The sequence below is a fragment of the Nocardia sp. NPDC050630 genome, from assembly GCF_044457245.1.
Taxonomy (GTDB): domain Bacteria; phylum Actinomycetota; class Actinomycetes; order Mycobacteriales; family Mycobacteriaceae; genus Nocardia.
Window position 1 is genome coordinate 73,910 of sequence record NZ_JBITGN010000024.1, and the last position, 25,724, is coordinate 99,633.

Here is a 25,724-nt window from a genome sequence, read left to right on the forward strand (position 1 = left end):
TACAGCCCAGAACGTCATCGCGAAGCTTACTGGTGCCTCGAGGCGTTCGAACCAAGTCTTTGCCAAGCAGTACCCAAGGTTTGCGGGCTAACGTCGAAAGCGAATCTCGGATATATCCAGACAGCCCCTTCGGTTTGCGCTGCCTTGTGGTACCGGAGCGCCTGCTCCGGTGCGGTGGACGGGGGTGATGGGAGAGAAGTCTTGCAGGTACTCGGACCGTGGACCGACTCGGCGACATTTGCCGCGCTAGGCGGGGGTAAAGCACGCGGGTTGTACACATTGCACAATGGCGGCTTCCGCGTCCCCGACTGGGCGGTGCTCGGCACCGACGTCTTCAACCGGTTCCTTATCGACACCCCCACCGACGCCGATTTGACGACTATTGTGTTGAAGGTCACATCATCGGACGACCTCGATTCGGCGCTGGCCGCCGGTGCGGAACTACGCGCCGCGATCGTCGATGCGCCACTGCCGCAATCGATCTTCGAACTGATCGCCGACGCTTACGGCCGTCTCGGCACAGGTTCGGTCGCGGTTCGGTCGTCGGCGGTCGTCGAGGACGGTCCCGGTCAGTCCTATGCGGGCCAGTTCGATTCGTTTCTCAATGTCAATGGTATCGACGCGGTCGCGGCGCGCGTGCGCGACTGCTGGGCGTCGGCCTTCTCGGAACGGTCCATCCGCTATGCCTTCGCGCACGGCCAGCCGAGCGCCGATGCCATAGCCGTTGTCCTGCAACGTCTTATCGATGCGCGGTCCAGCGGGGTGATGTTCACCGCGAACCCGATCAGCGGCGCCGCGGACGAATTGGTCGTCAGCGCGGTATACGGACTCGGCGAGGGTCTGGTGTCGGGTGCGGTGGACGCCGATTCGGTCGTGGTCGACAAATCCTCCGGCACCGTGCTGGAAACCACTGTGGGGGACAAGGATCGCAGCTATGTGCCCGCTGGTGAGCAGGGCTGCGCGGTGCTCGAGGTCGAGCAGCAACGCCGTGAGAGCGCCGTGCTCGCCGATGCCGAACTGGCCGAGTTGGTGCAGTGGGGACGCAAGCTGGAGGCCGATTTCGGTGCGCCACAGGACATCGAGTGGGCCATCGATGCCGACGGTCTGTGGTTGCTGCAGTCGCGACCGATCACCACCGCCGTCACCGACGCCGCGGCGCGCGGTGCGGTACTGCGCGGCGCCGGTGAGATGCTCGCCGACGGCGAAGAGCGAATCTGGGACAACTCCAACATCATCGAGAGCTTCAGCGGTATCACCTCCCCCCTGACCTACACGACCGCCGCCGATATCTACGGCCGCGTGTACCACGGTTATGCGAAATCGCTGCGGGTGCCCGATGCGCAACTGAGCCAGACCGATCGCTGGACTCCGGTGCTACTCGGCTACTTTCATGGCCGGGTCTACTACAACCTGCTGCACTGGTACCGGATGGTGGGCATCGCACCCGGGTACCCGTTGAACCGGAAGGTACTCGAGGCCGCGCTCGGCGTCGACGAACCGCTGCCCGATGAGATCGCGAAGACCTTGCGCCCGTTCACCTTTCGCACGCAACTGGCGCGGCTGCGGTCGCGCGCGGGCACCACCGCCACCTATGTGCGGCGGCTGTTCGGCATCGACGAAATGGTCGAGCGCTTCATGATCGACTTCTACCGCGTCTACGACGAATACGACGCACTCGACTACTCGACACTGACCGGCGAACAGGCTTACGCGGCCTATCGCAAGGTCGACCGGGATCTGGTCGAGCGCTGGGGCCCGCTGATGGTCCTGGACGCAATCCTGTTGACCTGCACCGGTCTGATGTATCTGCTCACCAAACTGCTGCTGCCGAAGGCTCCGGAGTGGTTCCTGTACGCCGTCGTCGGCCCCGGCGCGGATGTCGAATCGGCCGAACCGGCCCGCGCCATGACCGACCTCGCCCGGTTCGTTCGCGAGGATCCCGAGTTGGTCTCATTGATCAATTCGACTGCGCCGGAAAAGATTTACGACGCCATCAATGATCGCGCCGAATTCCTCGCCCGAATCGAGGATTACATCGATCGCTACGGCTACCGCAGCCTGGACGAGCTGAAGCTGGAAACCCCGGATCTGCGCGAGGATCCCGCGAGCCTGTTCATCATGCTGCGCAGCGCGATCGGTCGCGTCGGCGAGGCCGCGCAGCACAGCCGTGGTGCGGAGGCCGACGAATACCTCGACGCCAACCTGCGCGGCTTCCGCCGCCGAATCTATGAGCGCCTGCGTGGCAAGGTGAATCGGTGCGCCGCGCATCGGGAGCGGCTGCGGTTCTGCCGCACGAGGGCCTTCGGCATGGTCAAGCGGATGATCCGGGTTATGGGCCGAGATCTGGTCGCGCGCGGCGTCATCGACGAATTCGACGATGTCTTCGCATTGACGGTCCAGGAGTTGCGCGGCTGCTACGAGGGCGAGCACACCGATGGTCTACGTGATCTGGTCGCCGCACGGAAAGCCCAGCGCGCCAGGGACGCCGAGTTGGTCGCCCCGGCCCGCTTCGTCACCTCGGGGCCGACATTCGGGCGTGCTGAACTCGCGCGTCAAGGTTGGGTGCCGGTCACCGATACCCCGGCCGCGACCGTCGGCACCGTCCTGCCCGGCACGCCGTCGGCGTCCGGAATCGTCGAGGGCACCGCGGTGGTCGTCGACGAGCCGCGCGACGTGGCAGGCGGCATTCTGGTGGCATACCGCACCGATCCGGGTTGGGTGGCCGCGCTGCCCTCGGCATCGGCGCTGGTGATCGAGCGCGGCAGCCCCCTCACCCATGTCGCGATCGTGGCACGGGAGTTGGGAGTTCCGACGGTGGTCCAAGTCAAGGACCTGACCAAGAAGATACGTTCCGGTATGGGAATACGGGTCGATGGCACCAACGGTACCGTGACTGTGCTGTCGGGAGGAGAGCTGCGGGATGAAGCCGGATAAAGACGTTGCCGCAGTGCGTGATTGGCTGGCCGATCCGGCGCGAGACACCGGGATCCACCTGGCCGACGAGGCCGACGGCTGGGAATACCGCAGCTATCACGATCTCGCGGAGCTGAGCTGGACGATCGCGGCGCGCATGCGCGAACACGGTATGGGCAGCGGCGATGGCGCATGTGTGATCATGCCGACCGGATTCCCCTGCGCCGCCGCCTTTTACGCCGTGTGGGTCTGCGGTGGCGTCTTCACCCCGGTCGCGCCGCCGATGTTCGGCGACCTCGACCAGATCATCGCCCATATCGCGGCCATTCTGGAGCAGGCCCAACCGCGCCTGGTGGTGACCTCGACCGAGTTCGAGCAGTTGGTGCGCAAAGCGGCGGAGGCGGCTGGGCGCACCGATGAGCCGCTGGTGATCAATGCCGCGAATCTCGGGCCCGCGCCGGTGGAGCGCGAGTTCGGCGAGCCCGACGAATGCGCGCTGCTGCAATTCACCTCCGGATCCACCGGCACGCCGCGCGGGGTGCGGGTCAGCTGGCACAACCTGGCCAACAACATCGCGATGATCTCGTCGCTGATCGACTGGCGGCACGGCGAAACCATGGTCTCCTGGCTGCCGCTCTATCACGATATGGGCCTGGTCGGCGCATTCCTCACCACGGTGACCAATCAGGGCGAGCTGTATCTGATGCGCCCGGACCAGTTCGTTCGCGATCCGGCACGCTGGCTGCGGGCCATGTCGCACGCACAGCACACGCCCTCGCCGTCGTTCGCGCTCGGTTATGTGGCCCACCGCGTCGCGCCGGAGGAGATCGCGGATCTGGATCTGTCCGGCTGGCGCACGCTTGCCGTCGGTTCCGAGCCGGTCGAGGTGGCCGATCTCCAATCCTTCGCGGGACTCGCTGGCCGACAAGGTTTTTCGACCAATGCGTACACCCTCGCCTATGGTCTGGCCGAGGCCACGCTGATGGTGACCTCCTCCGCCCGGAACCGCCCCATCACGGCCCTGCGGTTGGATAATCCGAATCTGCGTTTCGGTCAACCGATTACGATCCTGGCCGAGGAATTGCTGGATGACACCCATCGTGTCGAAGGCTCCGGGTGGATCACCGGACTCGGCTATTCGACGCCGGAATCGACCGTGCGTGTGGTCGATGAAGACGGCCGGGAGCTGCCTGACGGCACCCTCGGTGAGATGATCGTCGTCGGGGATTCGGTCGCGCTGGGCTACTCTGGCGAGCCCGACACGGGTTCATCGACCCGGATCGTCGAGCGGGTGCTGTTCACCGGCGATGCCGGATTCCTACACAACGGTGAGGTTTTCGTACTCGGCCGGATGGGGTCGAGCCTGAAGGTCCGCGGCCGGTCGGTGTTCATGGAGGACATCGAATCCCGCGTGGCCCAGGAAACCCGGATCACCAAGGGCAAACTCGCCGCCGTCGCGATCACCGAGGCCGGTGCCCAGGGCATCGCACTGTTCGCCGAATCCGCACCGGGCGACTGGATTGCCGAGGCGCGCAGGATCATTCGCGGTGAACTCGGGCCCGCGCAGACGGTGCACATTGTGACCGGCCCGCGCGGCATAATCCGCCGCACCTCGAGTGGTAAGCCGCGGCGTCGGCATATGTGGCAGCTGTTCGTGGAAGGCGCGTTGGCTGGCGCGGTGGTGCACGCGCCCGAGGACACAGCGGACAAGGCCAGCCCGGCAACCGATGATGCGGTACCCGAGCCTGCCCTGCCTGCCGAACGAGTGCGACAGTTGCTCGATCGCGCATTGGAAAGCGTTGCGGTACCGCGCAATTCGACTGTGCTGTTCGAGGGTTCGTTGGCGGAGGGTTTCGGCAATGCCGGATCCGATATCGATTTCCTGGTTGTCGCACCCGGCGACGAGGAGTTGCCGACACTGCCGACGGTGCTGTTCATTGATGGTCGGCGCGTCGAGGTGCGGACCAGGTCGGCGGCGCAGCTGCGCAATCAGCTGGAGCTGGCGGCGGCGGGCTCGGACAAGATCGACGAGGATCTGCTGAACCGGTGTCAGCGATTCCTGCGCGCGAGCGTAGTACAGGCCGGGGAACCGAATGTCGCGGAATTACGTGCGCTGCTGCCGCATTCGCAATTCACCGCCCTGGTAGCCGACTGGTGGACCCGGCGCGCGACGCAGGCGCTGCGCTACGCGATCGCGCTGCGGGCCCTGCACGCCGAGGTCGAGGCCGCCGAGTGGGCCCGCGACGGTCTGCTCCAGGCGATGAAGGGCTGGGCGGCCCGCAAGGGCGAAAGCTATCTGGAAACAAAGTGGCTGCCGCACCAGCTCGACCGCATCGGATCAGACGCGCTCATCGACCGCTACAACGACCTCACCAACCCGACCGAGTTCGCATGGGAACAGGTCTGGGAGCTGGCGACGGCGCTCGGTGTGCCCGAGATCGCCGATGATCCGCACCAGATCCTGTTCGCCCGCCGACCAGCAGTCACCACCTGGACGATCGGCGGGCGCATCCACGTGATCCGGGACGACCGCGACGTCTTCGCGCTCTCGGACAGCGCTGCTCGTGCCTGGCGTTCGGTGGTGTTCCGGCATTCGTTGCGCGATGTGCTCGGCCGCGCCGAACACGACATCGCCGAGGATCTGCTCGAGTTCCTCGGACTCGGTCTGGTCGGATTGCAGTGGCGCGGTGGGGAACTCATCGAACCCGCGTTGGCTATGTGCAAGGCGGTCGAGCCGTACACTCCGGTGCCCTGCGCGGCCGCACCCGCTCTCGGCCTGACCGGTGCTGCCCGAGACGATGTGATCGCGACGCTGTCACCATTACCCGCAATCAGATTCACCGAATGTGCCTTGAATCTGGTGTGGTCGAATGTCGTCCTGGAGAACGCCAGGGAGGACCTGGCGGGTGCGGTCAAGAACTCTCAGGGCGCGGTCGCCGATATCGCCGCACACCGGCTCATCGCCATGTCGGTCCGTGTCCTGTTGTCCGCATTCGGGATTCACCCGCTGCCTGCCGATGTCGCGCCCGCACAGACCCTCCGGCGGATGTTGCCGAGCCATGCCACGCGTCGTGCAGAACTACTGACGCAGCTGGAATCGGCACGGCGGGTCCGTTTCTCCGAGATAATCGGAACGGGCGGAGATACTCTCGCGGGTCTCGCGGAGCTGGACGATTTCGTCACACGGGTTCGATGGGTCGCGGCGGGGGCGGAGACGACAACAGGATTCCCGGCGTCCTTCGATTCGCGTGAGCAGTGGCGGCGCACGCTGGCGATCGGTTACGACTGGCTGCGCATCGCCGGGTATCTGAATACCGACCTGCCCTTGGACGAGGCGCGCGATCTGCTGACCTCCGGTGGCCAACAACCGCATCTGCGGGAAGGAGAGTCGTCATGACAGCCGACAAGGTGCGCCGGATCGTCCTGGCCATGGCGCCGCAACCACCCGAGGAATTATCCGACGAGCATCGCCTCGTGGAGGATCTCGGCTTCGATTCACTGCGGCTGATGGAACTCACCGTGGTCCTGGAGCGGGCGTTCGAACTGCCGCGCTACCGGCCCGAGGAATTGGTGGGCGTGCGCCGGGTCGATGCGGTGATCGCCCTGGTCTCGGGTAGTTCGGCCGCTGGCGAGGTGCCACTATGAGCTCCGGCGATACCGTACTGGTGACCGGTGCGGCCGGATTGGTCGGCGCCGAGGTCGTGGCCAGACTCGCCGCCGCGAGTCGGCCGGTTGCCGCTGTGCTGCACAGCAATTCGACCATCGTGCGCAATGATGGCACGCTGATCGAGCCGGGTACGGCCGTCGCCGGTGACGTGCGTGCGCCCGGATTCGGCCTCTCCGAGCGCGATACCGAAGACCTTGCCGAGCGGGTCGGCATCATCGTGCACTGCGCGGCGACAACGGCATTCGACGCATCGGCCGCGGACTATGACGAACTCAATGTGGTCGGCACCGCGAATGCCATCGCGCTCGCACGCGAGTGGGAGGTGCCGCTGGTGCATGTCAGCACCGCGTATGTGTGCGGTATGCGCGGCGGCACTATCGCCGAGGACGAACTCGACGCCGGTCAAACGTTCGGAAATGGCTACGAGGACAGCAAGTTTCGCGCCGAAAAGCTGGTACGCGCGGCGGGGGAGCACGGCCTACCGTGGGCGATCGTCCGTCCCGGCATCGTGACCGGAGCCAGCGATACCGGCACGATCCGGGAGTACAAGAACCTCTACACCGTCGTGAAACTCATGGTCGAGGGCAAGTTGCGTGCGCTGCCCGGCCGCTACGACGCGACGCTTTCGCTGGCGCCGGTCGACCATGTCGCTGATGTAATCGCCGCGGCCGTATTGGATTTCGACTCCGCGCGGAATCGCACGCTGCACGCGCTCGGTCGCGACACTCTTTCGCTGCGCGAGGTCTCCGATGTGCTGGCCGAGTATCCGTCCTTCGAGGTCGCCACCTTCGTGCCGGAGGCGACCTTTGCCGAGGACGATCTCGAGCCGATCGAGCGGGAGTACTACCGTCGCATCGGTTCCCTTTACACCAGCTATTTCCGGCGGCGGTTGGTATTCGACACCACCCGCGCCGACGTGCTGCTCGGCAAGCGGTCTCCGGCCAGCGGTAAGGAGTATCTGAGGGTGCTGCTGGACTACTGCCTGGAATCGGGATATCTGGGCATGCCGCTGCCTTCGATAGCGGAAATTCTGGCAAGCAACGACTTCGACGGAGCCGCCCCGTGAGTGAGTCGTTGCGGGAATTGCTGAGCGCGTTGACGCCGTCGCGGCACAAGGTCGACGCCTACGTTGCCGACACCTACGTCCAGGAATCGGTGGACCAGCTCGATCGACTCGGTGTCGACGCGGCAAAATTCGCCAGGGAGCATTCGCTGTTGCTACTCAAGCCGGACGCGATTGTCGCGCGTTCTGTCGAGCCGACACTGAATTGGTTGGCCGACAATGGTTTTCGCGTTGTCAGTGCATTCCATGTTCCGGTGGACCGGCATCTGGCTCGCGCACTGTGGTATTTCGCGTGGAATATCGCCTCCCCCGAACGCCGCCGCCTGGCCGATCTGCTGGTCGCGATCTCGGATGTGCTGGTACTCGTCGTGCACGCCCCCGACAGTGAACTGCCCGTACCGGTGCGGCTGACCGAGGCGAAGGGCGCCACCGATCCGCGCAAGCGCCGCCCCGGTGAGCTGCGGTATCTGCTCGGCCGCCACAACTACCTGCTCAACCTGGTGCATTCGCCCGACGATCCCGCCGACGTACTGCGCGAACTCGCCATCTACCTGGACGAATGGAGCCGGGCAACGGTGATCGCACAGGCCTGCACCGGTGCGGACCGCACCTCGGACGCGGCCGCGATCGCCAAGGAACTCTATGCGCGCACACCCGCGCGCAGCTTCGATCGGGCGGACGCGCTCGACCGTGTGCTACACGATTCGGCACGGGGCGGTAGGACGGCCCCACCCGGCTTCGATCCGGCCTCGGATGCGGACTGCGCGCAGTTGCTGTATCAGGCCTGGGCCGATGGCCGCGAGCTGGATCCGTGGTCGGCGATCGTACTCGGATCCTATGTACTTCCCATGCGGACCGGCACCGCGTCGCAGACGTTGCCGCCGGTGTCCGCCGAAGAATGGTTGGAGGGTCGAACGTGACCACAGATGCGGCCGCCGTACAGACGGCGAGCCATACCCGCACGATTTCCCGGGAACTCGCACACCGATGCGCGGTCTCGGAGGTGTTCGTCACCTCATTGGACGCCGTGGGCGAGCACACCTTCGTCGCCGGAGCGCAACTACCCAGGATGCATGCGTATTACGGCGACCACGCCGGATCGCTTGCGGTGCGTCATGATCCGCTGGTGGTCATGGAAGCGGCCCGGCAGGCGGCCATCGCTTCGACGCACAAGTTCTACGGTGTGCCGAACGAAATGGCCTTTGTGGTGCGCACTTTCAACGGCACCGGATCCGACACCGCCGCCTGGGAGGTGCGCACCGCGCCCGCCGATCTGGTGATGCATGTGCGAGTGCCACAGCGCCATCAGCGCGGTGGCGTGCTGCACGGCCTCGATATGGTGCTCGAGATCGAATCCGACGGCGAACCGATGCTGACGGTCGACGGTTCGTTCTCCTGGGTGACCGCTCGACAGTGGTCGGCACTGCGCAGCGGATTCCGGGACAGCCTGGGCCTCGGTGTATTTCGTGGTGCCTCCGCACTCACCGAACGCGCCGCACCCGCTGCGGTCGGCCGGGAGAACTGGCGCAATGTGGTGATCGGCGCGCCGGTGCGCGACGGCCGGACCGCACGGGCACGTCTCGTACCCGATCTCGGCCATCCCTTCCTGTTCGATCACCAGCTCGACCATGTGCCCGGCAGCCTGCTCATCGAGGCCTGCCGTCAGACGGCATTGTCGATGGTTGTCCGTGATCTGCCCCAACTCGAATGTGTGGCAAGTACTTTCGACCGATTCGTCGAGCTGGATCTGCCCGTGGAATGCATTGCCGAGATCACCGACGAAGGCGCGGGCAGTACCGTGATCCATTGCGAGATCCACCAGGCTGATGCCGTGGCCGCTCGCATCGATCTCGAATTCGCCGAGGACGCGCTGGTTTCCGAGGCCGATACCGAAGGAGTCTGATGGGCGAGGAGTTCGCGGGCACCGATCTGCTGACCACCACCCGCGCCTTTCGCCGCCGCCTCGACCTGACCCGTCCGGTCGCGCGCCAGGATCTGCTGGACTGTCTGGATATCGCGGTGCACGCGCCGAGCGGCACCAATCGACAGCCGTGGCGCTTCCTGATCGTCGAGGATCCGGCGACCAGACAACAGATCGCCGAGTACTACCGAAAGGGCTTCGCCGCTTACCTTTCCGCGCGCACGCCCCGTCCGGACCAACTCGGTGATCTGGCCTCCGGGCAGCACCTCGCGGCGCATCTACACGAGGTGCCTGCGCTGGTCATCGTGTGCTCTCTCGGTCGCCCGTCCACGAATGCGTCGCCGCTGCTGCTGGCCAGTTTCTACGGCTCGATCTATCCGGCGGTGTGGAACTTCATGCTTGCCCTGCACGAACGTGGGCTCGGCTCGACCATGACCACCGCGCATCTGGCCTACGAGCGTGACATCGCCGATCTGCTGGGGATTCCGTTCGAACAGGTCACTCAGGTCGCCATGCTGCCGGTCGCGCATCTGCTCCCCGGCACCCGGGGTCCGGGCCTGCGACGCACGCCCGCCGCCGAGGTGACCATGTGGGATCGGTGGACGCAAGCGTGAGCGAGGTCGTTGGCACCCCGTCCTCGGGTGTCCTTGCGTCCGTCGTTCGCATCGGGCGCTTCACCGCGGTCATGTACAAGCCGCACTACGTTCTGTACGGCGTGCTCTGGGTGCTGGCCTTGGAAGGCACCGCAGCCCTGGTGTCACAACCGGATTCGGCGTGGCATCCGACCGGTTCCACGGTTGTGCGCATCGTCGTCGTCGCGTTCGTCCTGCTGTATCTGCGCATGGTCGACGAGCAGAAGGACCTCGATTACGACCGCGTGCACAACCCGGACCGCCCCCTGGTCACCGGCGCGATCTCGGCCACCGAACTGCGTGCCGCCATGGCCGTGATCGCCATCGGTGCGCTCACCGCCAGCCTGACGCTCTCGGTACTGTCCGCGCTCTTGATCGCCGCCGTCCTCGCCTACGGCCTGGCGCTGTGGGGTATCGAGCGCCTATCGGCGACCATCCGAACCAATATTCTGGCGAATCTGGCGCTCACCTATCCGGTTCAACTCCTGGTCACCGCTTATGTCGTCCTCTCTCCCGCCGATACCGGCGAGGTCCGCGCCATTTGGAAGACCGCAGCCGTCGCCCTGATCTTCGCGGGCGCATTCCTGCACTTCGAATTCGCCCGCAAGACATCTCGCGCGCCGCGCACCGACGAACACTTCTACTCCAATGCCCTCGGCGCGACCGGCAGCATCGCTTTCGGACTGCTGTGCGCCACCATCGCCACTGCCACCGATATCACCCTCGTCCAGCCGTGGACGTACACGCCGGGCGTCGCATGGATTCCGTTGGCGCTGCTAGTGCTCCCCGTTTGGGGTGCGGTGAAGTTCGTGCGCGGCGGCGAGCCGGACTATCCGGTGCTTCCGGCCGTCTTGTTCATCCTGACGCTATACATAGCGTTGATCGTGCAGGCGTTCGCTCTGACATAAGCGAACGCCTGCGGCAGAGTTCAGCCGATCGGCAAGCACGCCGACCCGAGATCGACACCTGTGCCGACACGCAGGACAACCGAGCCCTCCGACTCCGGCGTGTAATTGCCACCCACATACTTTGCCCGCACCGTGTGATTACCGGTCGTCCCGGGCTTCCAATCGATGTGGGCGGTCAACGAGGGACCGTTGGACGGCGTTGCCTTGTTCACCGTCGGTGTGACACTGCCGAGAAACGTTGCGTCATCCCAGAACTCCACCGGCGGAATGTAATTCCCTAGCCCGAGCGCGGAACTCCCTGCCACCGTCGCCTTCACCTGCGCCGTGCATCCGGTGGCCGCCTGCCCGGATAGCGTCACCGTGGTGGTGACATCTCCGGGTGCGCCGGCGGCGGCACCGGAGGCCAGCAACGACCCGCCTTCCAACGCGACGACTGCGGCGAGAACCGCGAACCCGGACGAGATACGACGAACAGCTGTGATGGCCATGTTGGCTCCTGCACTCGCGAAACTCGGACCGAACCAGTGTCGACAGAGTCGCGCGCGACCGCAAGATCCAAGAATCAGAGGAAGCTACCGCCGCCGTTCACAGCTACCGTTTGCCCGGTGAGGAAACCGTTGCCGATCATCATGAGGACCGCCTGACCGATCTCGTCGGGTGTGCCGATGCGGCCAACGGGCAGACGGTCTGCGACACCCGATTCCTTCAGTGGCGCAGCCATTTCCGTGTCGATGAGTCCAGGTGCGACAGCATTCACCGTAATCCCATCCGCGGCAAGGCGTGCGGCGTAGCCGCGCGTCAGCCCCTCCAGACCCGCTTTGGACGCGTTGTAATGCACACCGATGGAGCCCGCACCGCGAGCCGCCACGGACGAGACGTTCACAATCCGTCCCCAGCCTCGCTCGCGCATCCCGGGGACTACTGCCTGGGTGCACAGGAACGCCGACTTCAAATTGACCGTCAGCGTCTGGTCGAAGTCCTCTTCGGTGATGTCGTCCACCCCGCGGATCGTGGCGATACCTGCGTTGTTCACCAGCACGTCGATAGGGCCGAGCTCGGACCCGACCTGCGCGGCCATCGCCTCCACCTCCGCCCGCACGGCAACGTCCGCCCGCACGGCGATCGCTCTGCCTCCGACCCGTTCGATCTCGGCAACCGTTGCGGCTGCCTCGTCCTCTCGATTGCGATAGTTGACGGCAACCGCCGCCCCAGCGCGGGCAAGTGCCTGCGCGATGCCCCGACCGATGCCTCGGGATCCGCCGGTGACAAGAGCGACACGGTTGGCGAGTGCGATGCGTTCGTCCATGACAGCGAACGTAATCCTTGGAGTGCGCTCCAGGTCAAGGGGTCGGGTCGGAAACGTGATGCGCTGCCATGTGCGCCCAGGAGCGTGCAGAAGTCGTACACCCGGAGCGGGGCGGGAGGTCGTGCGACAGCTGGCAAGAACGCGGATCCGAAGTAACGGTTGTGTTGCCATGGGCTGATACAGCGTTGATTCCGCCGGAAATGGGAATCCTTGGTGACACGTCCCGTGAGCGGAATGAGGTGCCACATGAACACAGTGGTATGCGGCGACTGCTGGCGTCGCGAAAACTTGACGTTCGCACAGCGGCTGGACCCGGCGTTCATCCGGCCCGGATTAGCCTATCTTTGCCCGGAGCACCGTGCCTGTCGAGCCGAAACGCTCGGTCGGCCCGAGGCCGGACAATCGGCGGCGTGAATCCCCGAAATCAACGTGCCTCCCAGCGAATTTCGCTGGCGATCAAGGCACGTCGGGCAATGAACCGGTACGTCCGCGTTCGCGCTCCGCGGCGGTGGCGAGGTAATCGCCCAACTCGCGCCGCAGCGTGACATCGAGCGACCGGGCCAGGGTGGCGTGCACCGAGGCGACGGCCAGTTCACGCATTTTGTTGAGCATCGTTGTGGTGTCGGCGATTTCGCTGCTGGTCTCGGGCATCCAGCCCGGCCCGTGTTCGTCGACGATGTGCTGTTTGGCGGCCGTGATCATGATGTGGGTGATGTCATCGATATGGTCGGCCACCTTGGCATAGATCTCGATGAGCGTGCGCAGTTCCAGGCCGTATTCGTGCAATTCGGCGAATGAGGTGAGCAGTGCGGTATCAGTGAAGGCGACGGTATCGCCCTCGATTCGCACCAGCTTCATCTGCGCGAGCCGGTCGACGAGTTCGTCGGTATCGGTGCCGAGAATCGTCCCGATCAGTTCGCGGGGCACCTCGAAGGTTTCGTCCTTGGCCCAGGTGGCCGTCACCGCGTGTTGTAGACCGAGCACCTCGGTGAGGTCCTTGCCGGTTTCCCAGCTGGTGATGAAATCGGCGATATGGGCGGTAGTGAAGCCGCGCTGCAATAGTGCGTCGATGAGTCGCAGTCGCTCCAGATGCGAATCGTCGTAGATGCTGGCGCGCCCGTCCTTGCCGATCGGGGGCGGTAGCAGCCCCCGTTCCTGGTAGGCGCGCACATTCCGGCTCGTGGTGCCCGCGGCGCGGGCGAGATCATCGATCCGGTACTCCGGCACCGATATCACCTCCCATAGCGACTAGGGCCTGCTGCACCGGCGGCCGAAATACGGTCGAGGCGAGTCTAACGTCCCGGTCACCGGTGCCTGTCACCTAGGAAACCGCCGCGATCCGCGACTTCGTCGTGCGCGCGGCGGGTATGACGTGGTAGTCATCGAGATTCACTGTTCGCAGCTGGCTCACGTATTGGGTGGCGAAACCCGGATACATGGTCGCATTGAAACCGTCCTCGGTGAGATACCAACTGCGGCAACCGGAATTCCAGGTGGTGCTGCCGAGGCGCCGTTGGATCGCCGCGTTGTAGCGGTCCTGCCGGTCCCGGCGCACATCGAGCATGCGCAGATTCCGGTCCAGGATGGTGCCGATCGCGCTCACCAGATAGTCGATCTGGGCTTCCATGTACACCAGCGCCGAATTGTGTCCCGGCCCCGAATTCGGCCCGAATGTGAAGAACAGATTCGGGTAGCCGGATACCGCGATGCTCTTGTAGGCATAGGCGCCGCGGCGCCACTCCTCGGCGAGTACCCGCCCGTCACGGCCGACGACCGGGATGGGCGTGCCGGTCTTGGAGACATCGAATCCGGTGGCGAAGACGATGCAATCGGCTTGGTGCTCGATACCTTCCGCGGTGCGGATGCCGTGTTCGGCGATGCGGGCGATCGGCCAGGTGATCAGTGTGCAATTCTCGCGCTGCAGCGCCGGATAGTAATCGTCGGTCATCAGCAGGCGCTTGCATCCGGCGCGGAAGTCCGGGGTGAGCTGGCGGCGCAGCCACGGATCCTTCACCTGCCTGCGCAGTTGAGCCCGTCCGACCAGTTCGACCACCCTGGTCAGCGGGGTATTCCAGACCACACCGAGCGCGACGGATTCATGTCCGTAGAACCAGGCCGAGCGCGAGAGGGACTCGGCCGCGGGCACCCTGCGGTAGAGCTGTTTGGTCAGCGGGGTGGTGCGCCGATTGACCCGGGGCAGTACCCATCCCGGTGTCCGCTGGAACACCTTGACCGAGGCCGCCTTCTCCACGAGTTCTGGAATGATCTGCACCGCACTGGCTCCGGTACCGATGACCGCGACCTTCTTACCGGTGAAGTCGTAGTCGTGATCCCAACGGGCACTGTGAATCTTGTGCCCTCGGTAGTCCTCGATGCCGGGGATGTTGGGCAGACTCGCATTCGCCAAGGGGCCGGAGGCCAACACCACCGCTCTGGCGCGAATGACCTCCGCGCGGTCTTCGATCGTGATGTTCCAGACTCCGGTATCCTCGTCGAACACGATCCCGGTGACGTTGTGACCGAAGCGAAAGTGCTTGTGCAGTCCGAACTCCGCGGCCATCGACTCGATATAGCCGAGAATTTCCCTACTGCCCGAGTAGGTGTGCGACCAATTCGGGTTCGGTGCGAAACTGTAGGAGTACAGCCGCGACGGAATATCGCACGCCGCACCGGGATAGGTGTTGTCGCGCCAGGTTCCACCGATCGCGGTGCCGCGTTCGAAAATCGCGAAATCACCGATTCCCTTTTGTTTCAGGCGAATCGCGGCGCCGATACCGGCGAATCCGCCGCCGATAATGGCGACATCCAACGTTTTCATGGCTTCCTTCGTCATGCCGCTGGCTCGTAGGTGAGTTCCTTGGACCAGGTCGGCTGCGGGCGCAGCAGCCGCTTCGGCACTCGCGCGGTGATCTTGACCAGTGCGTCGGCCAGCAGGTGATAGGGGTGACCGCGGTTGATCACCCAGCCGCCGTGCATCTTGACGATCTGATACATCGGCAGTCTGCGCGCGAATTCACTGCGCTCGCCGACATTGGCGTAGCGCTTCAGCGCCGCGTACAACTTCTCCTCGTCGACGCCCATTTCGACGATGTTGTCGCGCATCTTGTTCAGTAGCGGCACATAGCTCAGCACGCCGATGATGAACGTCGGCTTGGCCCACCCGCCGACCAGATCGATGAGCAGCTTGCGCATCTGTGCGTGCCCGAGCAGATCCATAACCGCGAAATCCACGGCCAGATGCCGGGATTCGTCGGCATTGATCTTCTTGAAGGCCTCCTGGCAGACCGGATCCTCGATCTCGTCCATGATGAACTTGATCAGCGCACCGTCCAGCGCCACCTCCAGCATCGGAATCACCGTGCCGAGGAAGGACAGCGACATATCGTCGGAGTACTGGTCCAGGAAGTCGATGACCAGCTTCACGTTGACATTCGGCTGCGGAATCTCATCACCGTCGAGCATGCCCCAGCGCCGCATCAGCGCGAGTTCGGCATTGGCGTGCTTCTGCTCCTCGGCATGAAAGTAGCGGTAGATCTCGCGCAGCGTTTCGGTCGGCGCCTTCTTCGCCATGGCGGCGAAGCCGCGCGCACCGACATTCTCGATCCACATCAGATCGGCCATGAACGGCTTGAGTTTGGCGTGCAAATCGGGCGAAATCGTTTCCGCGCCGGGCGCATCCCAGTCGATATCGGCCAGTGCCCACTGCCGGTCCTTGATCTTGCGGAGCATATCGTCGAAATCCATCACGTTGGCCATGATCAGACTCCCGTCTTGTCGGAGACCGAGGAACGGTCCGTGGTGATCGAGTTCTCCTGTGGCAGTAGCCGATCCAGGAGCCCGAGGGCGTAGGTGTACTGGGCGGGGAAGTAGCGCTTGAGCCGCCAGATGAGGTGCGCGTCCAGTTGCGGCAGCACATACAGTTGGCCGCGGTCGTGAGCGTCGAGGGTGGTACGCGCGACGCTGTCGGGGGAGAATCCGGTCAGGCGCATGAGGGTGTCGGCCAATCGGGCCGATTGCGGTGTAATGCGGCCGTCGCGAGCCACATTGGTCTTGACGAAGGTCGGACACAGGACCGTCACGGCGACTCCGGTGCCGCTCATCTCGGCGGCCATGGTCTCCGAAAGCGACAGTACCGCGCCCTTGGACGCGTTGTAGACCGCCATTGATGGTGCGGCGGCGAAGGCGGCCGCCGAGGCGACATTGATGATTCCGCCGCTGTGGTGATGGGGCCCTGCGTGGTTACGCAAGCTACCGCTTCCGGGCCCGTCGCTCCCGCCACCGCAGGCGGCGCGCAGTTGCGGTGCGAAGATCTCGCATCCGTGCACCACACCCCACAGGTTGATGCCGAGCGCCCACTCCCAGTCATCGAATCCGATTTCGCCGACCGGCTTTCCGCCGATGCCGACACCGGCATTGTTGACCAACAGCGTGACCGGACGTTCGAAGAGCGATTCGGCAAACCGCGCAAGGACTTCCACGTCTTCACGCCGCGAAACATCGCAGCGGAAGGCATGCGCGGCGCCGGGATGATTGCGCTCGATGAGGGCGACCGTCTCATCGGCGCGGGACTCATCGATATCGGCGCAGATCACCTGTCCGCCGCGCTCGGCGATTTCGAGTGCGAAGGCTCGGCCGATGCCACTGCCCGCACCGGTCACCACCGCGCGGGCGCCATGGCTGCGCCGCGGTCGGATCCCGATCGGAATGAGTCTTTCCAGTCCGAACATGTCAGCTCACCTTCTTCGCGACGGTCTGGGAAACCAGTGCGGTACGCAGGAATTCGGCGGCCCGATCCAAGGCCTTATCCGCCTCGGGCACCAGCAGCGGCAGCGCCTGGAAGACGTGCATCTGGCCCGGCCAGATCTCGAGCGTGCAGTCGCTGCCCGCGTCGCGCACCATCGCGTGCAGATGTCGAGCGTCGGCAGTGAGCATTTCCGCGCCGCCCGCCTGGATCAGCAGCGGCGGCATGGTCATACCCGGCGGAACGCGGAGCCGCAGGCGCGGTGCGTCGGTGGGCAGGTCGCGGGTGTAGGCGTAAGGAAGTCGGCTGGCGGCGCGGGCGGAGATGACCGGATCTCGTTGCCGCCTTTCCTGTTCGGCAGCCAAGCCGAAGGTGAGATCGATCAGCGGGGAGAACATCGCGACGGCCGCGGGTTGCGGCCGGGTGTGGTGGTCGTTCTCGATCAGCAGATCCAGCGCCAGATGCCCACCCGCCGAATCGCAGGCGATCACCAGGTCTTGTGCGGCGAACCCCCGGTCGAGCAGCCAGCGGTATCCGGCCTCGACATCGTCGGCGGCGGCCGGAAACCGATGCTCCGGCGCGAGCCGGTAGTCGGTGAGGAAGACCGGCAGTTCGGTCTTCCTGGACAGTTGGGCGGCAAGGCCGCGATGGGTGCGAGCCGAGCAGAGGACGTAGCCGCTGCCGTGGATGTAATAGATGGCGCGCTGTCCGAGCTCCACGCCGGGTGCGCGGACCCATTCGCCGCGGACGGCTCCGGACCGGACCTGGACGACGGATATGCCACGCGGCGTCGGACCCGCCGTGGCCATGATCGTCGCGATCAGCTTGCGTGCGAACCACACTCCCGGTGCGTTCATGGGTACCGCATTGTTCAGCGGCCGCAGTCCGATCTCGCATGCCGCGGCAGCGAGTCTGGACCGTGCCGAGGGCACCGTCGGAATGCCGGGGACCGAGGTCCTCGTTGACCTTGTCATGAGTTAAGCGTCAGGCATGAATGTGCCAGTTGTCAATGGCACATTTGGAGCAGTCAGTTTCGGTGCATGGCCGTTGTCTCCTGAAACTCCACCGTGAAGGGCTCACTGGGGGCATGGCGTTTCGCCCCGCACCGTTGCCGCAGTGAGCTCGGATCTGCGGGGCCGGAATCCCGTTCACGAACGTGTTCAAGACCAGACCGATCCCGAACGGCTATGGTCGAGACCGATCAGCCGTCGGCGTCGTACGCGGGCAAGGACTCGGCCGAGAACTTCGAGGCCTCCACCCGCACGTCATCGCCCAGTCGGACGATCCGGGCTGCGGCTCACCACTGCTCGTCGCCGAAGCCGACACCGGTCGGCTCCGGTCCCGAGTGGTCAGTAACCCCGCTCGGTATCGATCGGCGCGAGCAGAGCGCGTCCGGCGGTGAAGCGCTGCACATTCGCCCCGACATGGTCGGCGAAAGCCGCGAGCCGCAGCTGCGGCGGATTCGAATCATGCGGTGTGACAATGGCATTCGGCAGTACCCAGAGCGGGTGGCCGTCCGGTAGCGGTTCGGGATCGGTGACATCGAGACCCGCGCCGCCGATCGCACCGGAGGCCAGTGCGCCCACCAGCGCGTCGGTATCGATGAGACTGCCGCGCGCCACATTGATCACCCACGACGACGGCTTCAACCGGGCCAGTTCCTCGGCGCCGACCAGGTGTTTCGTCTCGGGCGTCGCGGGTGCGGCGATCACTACGTGATCGGTGCGTGGCCAGATGCGGGCGAGCTGGTCGGCCGGAAGAGTCTCGACGGTGTCCGGAATCCCTGGTCCGGTTACCGGGCGGCCGGAGCGGTTGACGGCGATGATGTGCGCGCCGAGCGGAACGAGCATGGGAATCAGGGCGCGCCCGATCCCGCCCGCACCGACAATGGTCACCGTCTTGCCATGCAGTGTGCCGACGTGTGGGAAGAAATCGTGCTGTCGCCAACTGCCCGCCCGCAGATGTTCCGGCAGATATCGAACCCCGGCGAGCAGCAGCATCAGCGCATGCTCGGCCACGCTCGCCGCGAAAGCGCCTGCGGCGGAAGTGAATCGAACCTCCGGATGCCGAGCGAGAATGCCCGCGGTGAACCAGTCCTCGACACCGGCCGCGGGCAACTGCACCCATTCGATGGACGCTGGCAACTCGTCCGGGAATTCACCGGGCCCGCCCGCCCAGATCAATGCTCTGGCCTGGGCCAGATCCGCGACGGTCGCGCCGCCCTCGACGACGGCTTTGCGCAGCAGCGTCGGCACGGGCGTCGTCGGCCCGATCGCGACCGGAACTGGAACCTCCGCGGCGCTCATAACGACCTCCTGTCGCGGGCAAAACCACTGGCACGGCGCCTGCGGCTGACTGCTTAGCGAACCGTAACACCCGGTGTCCGTCCGTCCCGCGCACCCCGATCTCGCGCAGGGATATGTCTGTGTCAGTCCTCGTCGAGGTCGACGTCCAGATTGTCGCGATCGGCCCACTCCAGCAGTTGGTCGATGCGAAACACCGCCTCGTCGATGCCCTCGTGCAGATCGCCGAATTCGGCGAAGCGGGCGGGGACCGTTTTCATGGTGAAGTCGCGCGGGTCGACGTCGGGTATTTCATCCCAGCCGATGGGTGTGGAGACCGTCGCCTCCGGGACACCGCGGACCGAATAGGCGGCGGCGATGGTGTGGTCGCGGGCGTTCTGGTTGTAGTCGACGAACAGCATTTTCGGATCGCGGTCCTTGCGCCACCAGGTGGTGGTCACATCGTCGGGTGCGCGGCGCTCGACCTCCTGTGCGAAGGCCAGTGCCGCCCGGCGCACCTCAGTGAAACCCCACTCCGGGGCGATGCGTACATAGATGTGTAAACCCTTGCCGCCGGAGGTTTTCGGCCAGCCGACCGCGCCCAACTCATCGAGCACCTCATGCGCGACGTCCGCGACTCGCTGCACCCGTGACCACGGGCAATCCGGCATCGGATCCAGATCGATGCGCCATTCGTCGGGTCGCTCGGTGTCATCGCGGCGCGAGTTCCACGGATGGAACTCGACCGTGGACATCTGCACCGCCCAGATGACATCGGCCAACTCGGCCACGCAGAGTTCGTCCGCATGCCGGCCGTAGCGCGGAAAGAACACGCGCACCGTGGGAACCCAGTCCGGCGCGCCGGCGGGCAGCCGCTTCTGATGCACCTTGTCACCCGCGAGCCCCTTGGGGAACCGATGCAACATGCACGGCCGGTCCCGCAGCGCGCGGACGATGCCGTCTCCGACACTCAGGTAGTACTGCACCAGGTCGAGTTTGGTCGCACCGGAGTCCGGGAAATAGATCCGGTCCGGGTTGGAGATGCGGACGGTGCGGTCGCCGACATCGAGTTCAACAGCAGGTGACGCGGACTTACTGGCCACCTGTCCGACGATAACGGCTCGGTGGTTCCGGCGCGGGTATCCCGAGATTCGCGGGCAAATCGAGCCTGGCCGTATCGGATCGCACGTGGCACGCGACGTCACCCTGGCCACCGACGCCATGACCGACTCCGATGCCGAGGCCCACCAGCACAGCATCAGCAAGATCTTCCCGCGCCTCGGCGAAACCGGCAGCACCGCCGAGATCATCGAACTGCTCGCCGCGACTCGCTGACCCGCGGCTTCGCCGGTTGTGAACACCGATGCCATCCGCGGCGAAGGGGCGCACACTGGCGAGATGATGACCAAGCTGATGCAGGCGATTCGTCGACTATTCGGTCGCGGTGCGGTGCCCGCGGGCGGTGGTCCGGGTCCGGGGGAGCCCGGCGGTGGCGCCGCGGGCGTCCGCGAGCCGCGCAGGCCGATACCGCCGGACGACCGACTGAGCGACACCAAGCGCATCGAGCCGGACCCGCCGACGCTTCGGCTGCCGGACGCGCGTCAATAGGCGCGGGTCCGGTGAGCACCGACGCAGGCTCAGTCGGGGCTGCGCAGTTCCGGCATAGGTGGTAGCTCGATGGTGTCGGCCATCGGGTCGATGCGCTCGTTGTCCAAGGATTCGAAGAATGCCTCGGCGGAGCCGTACCGCGCTTTGACCTCTTCTAACAGCCTTTTTGCGGGCAGGTTCGAGTACATGGGCATATCGTGACCGACGATTCCGGTCCGAAAACGTGAGTTAGCTATATATTTGCCATTTTGTTAGTTGTGGAGCGGTAAACGGCCTCCGCTTCGCCAAGATCCGCAGCGACCGAGGGCGCGGGGCAGATCCGCGCGAGATCACACACGCCGGTAGTCCGGTGCTGTCGACACCATAGCGCGGAAAATATCGGACGTGAGTCTAGGTCTGCGTGGCCAGTGCGAACGGCAGCACCGCTGGGGCGCCCGCGTTGCGCAGCGCATGAGCGGCCACAGTCAACGTCCAGCCGGTATCGGCGAGCGCGTCGACGAGCAGGATCGGACCGTCCAGCGAACCGAGATCCGGAATCAGCCAGGAGTCGAACAATCCGGCCACCCGATGGGCCGAGTTCGCCGCGGAGACCGGTGGCCGATCCGGACGCAGTTGCAAGGTACCGAGGTCACGCAGGCGGCCGACCTCGGCGAGGCGGGCGGCGAGGCTGGCGGTGAGCACCGGGTACCGCTGCGATTCGAGGGCCATCACCGCGGTCGGGCGGGTCGTCCAGTTCCATTCGCGCAGCACCGCGATACAGGCGTCGAAGACCGCATCCGGAACCGGATCATCGGGTGCGTCCAGCAGCGCGCGCAGGCGCTGACCCCAGCCGAGATCGGTGAGGCGACCGAGCGCACGTCCGGTCTCGGCACCGTTGGTGATCTTGCCGGACAACGGAATTCCGAGTTTGGCCATTCCGGTGGGCCACTGCTTGCGCGGGGCGAGATCGAGGCCTGGACGGTCCAGTCGGGCGCGAGTCGCGGCAATGGCCGAGGAGTCGATGGTGGTATCGAGACGGGTGCCGGTGCAGTTGTCGCAGCGGCCGCAGCCGGGCGCGTTGGCCTCGAGCGCGGGCAAGCCGGGATCGTCGAGTTGGCGGCGCAGGAACTGCATCCGGCAGCCAGTGGTGCGCTGATAGTCGATCATCGCCTGCTGTTCGACCTCGCGGGCCGCGGCGAGACGTTCATAGCGTTCGGTGTCATAGACCCACGGCTGTCCGGTCGCGATCCAGCCGCCGCGGACCCGCCGCACCGCACCGTCCACATCGAGCACCTTGAGCACCATTTCCAGTCGCGAGCGGTTCAGCTCCACCAAGGGCTCCAGCGCGACGGTGGACATGGCCCGGTCGAAATCCAGTGCGTCGAGTACCGAGCGCACGATGTGCTCGCGCGGAAAGGCCACAGAGGCGAAGTAGCTCCAGATCCTGGCGTCCTCCGGCCCCGGCAGCAGCACCACTTCGGCACGATCGGTGCCGCGCCCGGCGCGACCCACCTGCTGGTAGTAGGCGATGGGGGAGGACGGTGCGCCGACGTGCACGACGAAACCCAGATCTGGTTTGTCGAACCCCATACCGAGCGCCGAGGTCGCGATGAGCGCCTTCACCTCGTTGTTCAGCAGCGCCGCCTCCAGCGCCTCGCGTTCGGCGGTATCGGTCTGTCCCGTATAGGCGGCGACATTGTGTCCGTGCGAGTTCAGCACATCGGCGAGATCGTGCGCGGCGGCGACGGTGAGGGTGTAGACGATGCCGGAACCGGTCAGCTTGTCGAGGTGTCCGCTGAGCCAGGCGGTTCGCTCGACCGCGTCGTCGAAGCGCACCACCGACAGGTGCAGTGATTCGCGATCAAGCGTGCCGCGCAGCACCAGCGGGGGTGGCAGGTCGACGGAGTCGGCGGGGTGGGTAGACGCAGTATCCGTCCCGATCTGGGTGGCGACATCGGTGACCACTCGGTCGTTGGCGGTCGCGGTAGTGGCCAGCACCGGCACATCGGAGCCGAGATCAGCGATCAGGGTACGGATGCGGCGGTAATCGGGCCGGAAGTCATGACCCCAATCCGAGACGCAGTGCGCCTCGTCGATCACGACCAGTCCGGCGTCGGCGGCGAGTTTGGGCAATACCTGATCGCGGAAGTCGGGATTGTTCAGCCGCTCGGGACTGACCAGCAGCACATCCACCGCACCCGCGGCCACCCGATCGTGGATCTCATCCCACTCGGTGACATTGCCGGAGTTGATGGTCGCCGCGATGACCCCCGCCCGTTCGGCGGCCGCGACCTGGTTGCGCATGAGCGCCAGCAGCGGCGACACGATGACCGTCGGCCCGCGCCCCGCCCGCCGCAGCAACTTGGCCGCGATGAAATACACCGCCGACTTACCCCAACCGGTGCGCTGCACCACCAGCGCCCGGCGGCGCTGCACGATCAGCGCCTCGATCGCCGTCCACTGGTCCTCACGCAGTTTCGACTGCGGTCCGGCCAGGTCGCGCAGCAACTCCTCGGCCCGTTCCCGCAGGTCGGGTGCGGTGAGGTCGATCGCTGAAGTACCGGCCGCGGTGGTCATGGGCTCCATCGTGCCTGATGCCACCGACCTCGATAGCAACGGCCGTGCCGAGCGGTATCCGTTCGACGAAAGGCTCTCCCGGTAGACACCTCCAGCGCCGCCAGGTCGGCGCACCCCATGGATTCGCGACGAAACCGTTCCGACGTCGCGGCGAAACGCCCGTGATAGCCGTGGGCATACAGCTCACCGGTGACACCTGCGGCAACGCGGCCGAAAAGCGAAATATCGCTGGCCAACGGGCAATCGGGTGAGACGATTGCTCCGCACCGTGGGACCCCGCAGGAGGTAGCGATGACCAACTACGATCCGCCGCCGGGTTGGTCTCCGCCCGGCGCCCAATTCCGCAGTACCGGTGGATTCGGGCGCACCGTTTTCGGCATTCTGGTCGGCCTGGTGGTGACGCCGGTCGGGATCGGACTCGCCGCGCACGCGGCGCTGGATACCCGGCAGTGGGTCATCCTCGGGTCCGCGGCGAATCGGGCCGGATCGACATTCCAGATCGTCGGTGGGGCGCTGTTGCTACTCCTGGTGGCCGCCCTTGCCGCGTACTCACCGGCCGGGACGGTGCTGGCCGGACTGGTCTGGGGTGTGGTGCCGGGCTTCGTGTATTTCCTGTTCCCGGATGACACCTGGCGAATCATTCACGACGACCTACCGCTGTTGTCCGATGAGATGCGACAAGCGCTGATCACCTGGGTGACCAGCGGTTTCCCCTTCATCCTCGGCGTACTGCTACTCGGTGCGGGCGTCGCGGGCACGATGCGGCGGCGCTGACTACGTTCAGGCCGAATTACGGTGGTGCTCACCGCAATTCGGCCACGGCTCACCCTTTCACGCACAGCACCTGACGCAACGTCGCGACGATATCCACCAGATCACTCTGCGCGGCAATGACCTCGTCGATGTCCTTGTACGCGGCCGGGATCTCGTCGACCACACCCGCATCCTTGCGCGATTCCACGCCCTCGGTCTGCGCGATCAGATCCGCGACGGTGAATTGCCGCTTCGCCGCGTTCCGGCTCATCCGCCGACCGGCACCGTGCGACGCGGACTGGAACGAGGCCGGGTTTCCCTTGCCGCGCACCACATATGAGCGCGTGCCCATCGAACCCGGAATCAACGCTAGATCACCTGCGCCCGCCCGCACCGCGCCCTTACGGGTCACCAGCATCGGCACGCCGTCGATCTCCTCCTCCGCCACATAGTTGTGGTGGCAAGAGATCGGCTCGTCGAAACGCACCTCGCGTCCGGCGAATTCCGCGCGCACGGCACCGCATACCAGCGACAGCATGACCGCGCGGTTGCGTGCGGCGTATTCCTGCGCCCAGGTCAGATCGTGCCGGTAGGCTTCCATTTCCGGTGTGCCGGATAGAAATACGGCCAGATCGCGATCGGGCAGGTCCTTGTTCTGCGGCAGTGCGCGCGCGACGGTCATATGCCGTTCGGCGAGTTCCTTGCCGATATTGCGGCTACCGGAGTGCAGGAGGATCCACACCGAGTCGTGCTCGTCCAGACACACTTCGATGAAGTGGTTGCCGCCGCCCAGCGAGCCGATCTGCTTGTGCGCCTTGGACTCGAGCGCCTGTACGCCCGGATTCAGTGCGCCGAACTCGAACCAGAAACGCCCCCAGCCGCCGATGTGCTTGGCCAGCTCGCCATGTGAGGCGGCGAACTGCGCGCCCAGCTTCGCGACATCGACCGCATCCTTATGCGCCTGGAACCCCACCGGCACCGCAGCCTCGATGCGTGAGCGCAGCGAATGCAGATTGTCCGGCAGGTCGGCGGCGGTGAGGTCGGTCTTCACGCTCTCCATGCCGCAGCCGATATCCACCCCGACGGCCGCGGGCGCGACCGCATCGCGCATAGCGATCACCGAACCGACCGTCGCACCCTTGCCGAGGTGCACGTCGGGCATGACGCGGACGCCGTGGACCCATGGCAGTTGCGCGATATTCCGCAGCTGCCGCAGCGCGGCCTGCTCGATTTCGTGCTCGTTGGCCCACATGAGCGTCTGCGCCCTGGTGCCGCGCAGCTCGACGGGAAACATGGGGAGCGTCCTTTCTGGTTTCGGTCTGTTCCCCATCAACGCTAGATTCCCGCAGGTCCATGCGCACTTCATTATCGGTG

Annotated in this window: 23 protein-coding genes; 11 read left to right on the top strand and 12 right to left on the bottom strand. The window is 65.4% G+C overall.

Going from position 1 to position 25,724, the window contains the following annotated elements:
* The first annotated feature begins 201 nt into the window (after positions 1-201).
* The 8 genes from ACIBG0_RS36635 to ACIBG0_RS36670 are packed head-to-tail and all read left to right on the top strand — an operon-like array spanning position 202 to position 11,104.
* Positions 202-2,934 (top strand): phosphoenolpyruvate synthase, encoded by a 2,733-nt coding sequence (locus ACIBG0_RS36635; RefSeq protein ID WP_397039194.1) that lies wholly within the window; start codon positions 202-204, stop codon positions 2,932-2,934.
* Complete coding sequence (locus ACIBG0_RS36640) at positions 2,921-6,310, top strand: AMP-binding protein (RefSeq protein WP_397039196.1); 3,390 nt, start codon at positions 2,921-2,923, stop codon at positions 6,308-6,310. The genes ACIBG0_RS36635 and ACIBG0_RS36640 overlap by 14 nt, the downstream gene beginning before the upstream one ends.
* On the top strand, positions 6,307-6,558 hold the full coding sequence (locus tag ACIBG0_RS36645) for an acyl carrier protein (RefSeq protein ID WP_397039199.1): 252 nt from the start codon (positions 6,307-6,309) through the stop codon (positions 6,556-6,558). Before ACIBG0_RS36640 ends, ACIBG0_RS36645 begins: the two co-directional genes overlap by 4 nt.
* On the top strand, positions 6,555-7,646 hold the full coding sequence (locus tag ACIBG0_RS36650; protein WP_397039202.1) for an SDR family oxidoreductase: 1,092 nt from the start codon (positions 6,555-6,557) through the stop codon (positions 7,644-7,646). The genes ACIBG0_RS36645 and ACIBG0_RS36650 overlap by 4 nt, the downstream gene beginning before the upstream one ends.
* Positions 7,643-8,563, top strand: a complete 921-nt coding sequence (locus ACIBG0_RS36655) for a nucleoside-diphosphate kinase (RefSeq protein WP_397039204.1) — start codon at positions 7,643-7,645, stop codon at positions 8,561-8,563. Before ACIBG0_RS36650 ends, ACIBG0_RS36655 begins: the two co-directional genes overlap by 4 nt.
* Entirely contained in the window at positions 8,560-9,546 is a 987-nt protein-coding gene (locus ACIBG0_RS36660) for a ScbA/BarX family gamma-butyrolactone biosynthesis protein (RefSeq protein ID WP_397039207.1), read from the top strand. Before ACIBG0_RS36655 ends, ACIBG0_RS36660 begins: the two co-directional genes overlap by 4 nt.
* The gene (locus ACIBG0_RS36665) at positions 9,546-10,178 is read left to right on the top strand and encodes a nitroreductase family protein (protein WP_397039210.1); all 633 of its coding nucleotides are present in this window, start codon (positions 9,546-9,548) and stop codon (positions 10,176-10,178) included. Before ACIBG0_RS36660 ends, ACIBG0_RS36665 begins: the two co-directional genes overlap by 1 nt.
* On the top strand, positions 10,175-11,104 hold the full coding sequence (locus tag ACIBG0_RS36670) for a hypothetical protein (protein WP_397039213.1): 930 nt from the start codon (positions 10,175-10,177) through the stop codon (positions 11,102-11,104). The genes ACIBG0_RS36665 and ACIBG0_RS36670 overlap by 4 nt, the downstream gene beginning before the upstream one ends.
* 20 nt (positions 11,105-11,124) lie before the next feature.
* Here the strand turns inward: ACIBG0_RS36670 and ACIBG0_RS36675 are convergent, their stop codons facing one another.
* The 9 genes from ACIBG0_RS36675 to ligD form a co-directional block, all read right to left on the bottom strand.
* Positions 11,125-11,592 carry a hypothetical protein gene (locus ACIBG0_RS36675; RefSeq protein ID WP_397039215.1) on the bottom strand — a complete coding sequence of 156 codons (468 nt, stop codon included), beginning with the start codon at positions 11,590-11,592 and terminating at the stop codon, positions 11,125-11,127.
* A gap of 74 nt (positions 11,593-11,666) precedes the next feature.
* The gene (locus ACIBG0_RS36680) at positions 11,667-12,410 is read right to left on the bottom strand and encodes an SDR family NAD(P)-dependent oxidoreductase (RefSeq protein WP_397039217.1); all 744 of its coding nucleotides are present in this window, start codon (positions 12,408-12,410) and stop codon (positions 11,667-11,669) included.
* A gap of 456 nt (positions 12,411-12,866) precedes the next feature.
* A complete protein-coding gene (locus tag ACIBG0_RS36685) occupies positions 12,867-13,637 on the bottom strand; it encodes a MerR family transcriptional regulator (protein WP_397039220.1) in 771 nt (256 codons plus the stop codon).
* 94 nt (positions 13,638-13,731) lie between these two features.
* Positions 13,732-15,228, bottom strand: coding sequence for a flavin-containing monooxygenase (locus tag ACIBG0_RS36690; RefSeq protein WP_397039223.1), 1,497 nt, complete (start codon positions 15,226-15,228; stop codon positions 13,732-13,734).
* Positions 15,229-15,239: 11 nt separating this feature from the next.
* Positions 15,240-16,166, bottom strand: coding sequence for a ferritin-like domain-containing protein (locus ACIBG0_RS36695; RefSeq protein ID WP_397039226.1), 927 nt, complete (start codon positions 16,164-16,166; stop codon positions 15,240-15,242).
* A gap of 2 nt (positions 16,167-16,168) precedes the next feature.
* The gene (locus ACIBG0_RS36700) at positions 16,169-17,137 is read right to left on the bottom strand and encodes an SDR family NAD(P)-dependent oxidoreductase (RefSeq protein ID WP_397039229.1); all 969 of its coding nucleotides are present in this window, start codon (positions 17,135-17,137) and stop codon (positions 16,169-16,171) included.
* Position 17,138: 1 nt separating this feature from the next.
* Positions 17,139-18,125 carry an alpha/beta hydrolase gene (locus tag ACIBG0_RS36705; RefSeq protein ID WP_397039232.1) on the bottom strand — a complete coding sequence of 329 codons (987 nt, stop codon included), beginning with the start codon at positions 18,123-18,125 and terminating at the stop codon, positions 17,139-17,141.
* A gap of 375 nt (positions 18,126-18,500) precedes the next feature.
* On the bottom strand, positions 18,501-19,457 hold the full coding sequence (locus ACIBG0_RS36710) for a D-isomer specific 2-hydroxyacid dehydrogenase family protein (protein ID WP_397039235.1): 957 nt from the start codon (positions 19,455-19,457) through the stop codon (positions 18,501-18,503).
* A gap of 122 nt (positions 19,458-19,579) precedes the next feature.
* Positions 19,580-20,536, bottom strand: coding sequence for a non-homologous end-joining DNA ligase (gene ligD / locus ACIBG0_RS36715; protein WP_397039237.1), 957 nt, complete (start codon positions 20,534-20,536; stop codon positions 19,580-19,582).
* Positions 20,537-20,621: 85 nt separating this feature from the next.
* Here ligD and ACIBG0_RS36720 point away from each other — a divergent pair, with 85 nt between their 5' ends.
* Positions 20,622-20,768, top strand: a complete 147-nt coding sequence (locus ACIBG0_RS36720; protein ID WP_397039239.1) for a hypothetical protein — start codon at positions 20,622-20,624, stop codon at positions 20,766-20,768.
* Between the two features lie 63 nt (positions 20,769-20,831).
* A complete protein-coding gene (locus ACIBG0_RS36725; RefSeq protein WP_397039242.1) occupies positions 20,832-21,041 on the top strand; it encodes a hypothetical protein in 210 nt (69 codons plus the stop codon).
* Positions 21,042-21,070: 29 nt separating this feature from the next.
* On the opposite strand, the gene ACIBG0_RS36730 is transcribed toward ACIBG0_RS36725, so the two are convergent.
* Both ACIBG0_RS36730 and ACIBG0_RS36735 read right to left on the bottom strand, forming a co-directional pair.
* Positions 21,071-21,229 carry a hypothetical protein gene (locus tag ACIBG0_RS36730; RefSeq protein ID WP_397039244.1) on the bottom strand — a complete coding sequence of 53 codons (159 nt, stop codon included), beginning with the start codon at positions 21,227-21,229 and terminating at the stop codon, positions 21,071-21,073.
* Between the two features lie 202 nt (positions 21,230-21,431).
* Positions 21,432-23,606: a RecQ family ATP-dependent DNA helicase gene (locus ACIBG0_RS36735; protein WP_397039247.1), complete on the bottom strand. Its 2,175-nt coding sequence runs from the start codon at positions 23,604-23,606 to the stop codon at positions 21,432-21,434.
* Between the two features lie 282 nt (positions 23,607-23,888).
* Here ACIBG0_RS36735 and ACIBG0_RS36740 point away from each other — a divergent pair, with 282 nt between their 5' ends.
* A complete protein-coding gene (locus ACIBG0_RS36740) occupies positions 23,889-24,371 on the top strand; it encodes a hypothetical protein (RefSeq protein ID WP_364339086.1) in 483 nt (160 codons plus the stop codon).
* A 49-nt stretch (positions 24,372-24,420) separates the two neighbouring features.
* Here the strand turns inward: ACIBG0_RS36740 and ACIBG0_RS36745 are convergent, their stop codons facing one another.
* The gene (locus ACIBG0_RS36745) at positions 24,421-25,644 is read right to left on the bottom strand and encodes an RtcB family protein (RefSeq protein WP_397039249.1); all 1,224 of its coding nucleotides are present in this window, start codon (positions 25,642-25,644) and stop codon (positions 24,421-24,423) included.
* Positions 25,645-25,724: the final 80 nt, after the last annotated feature.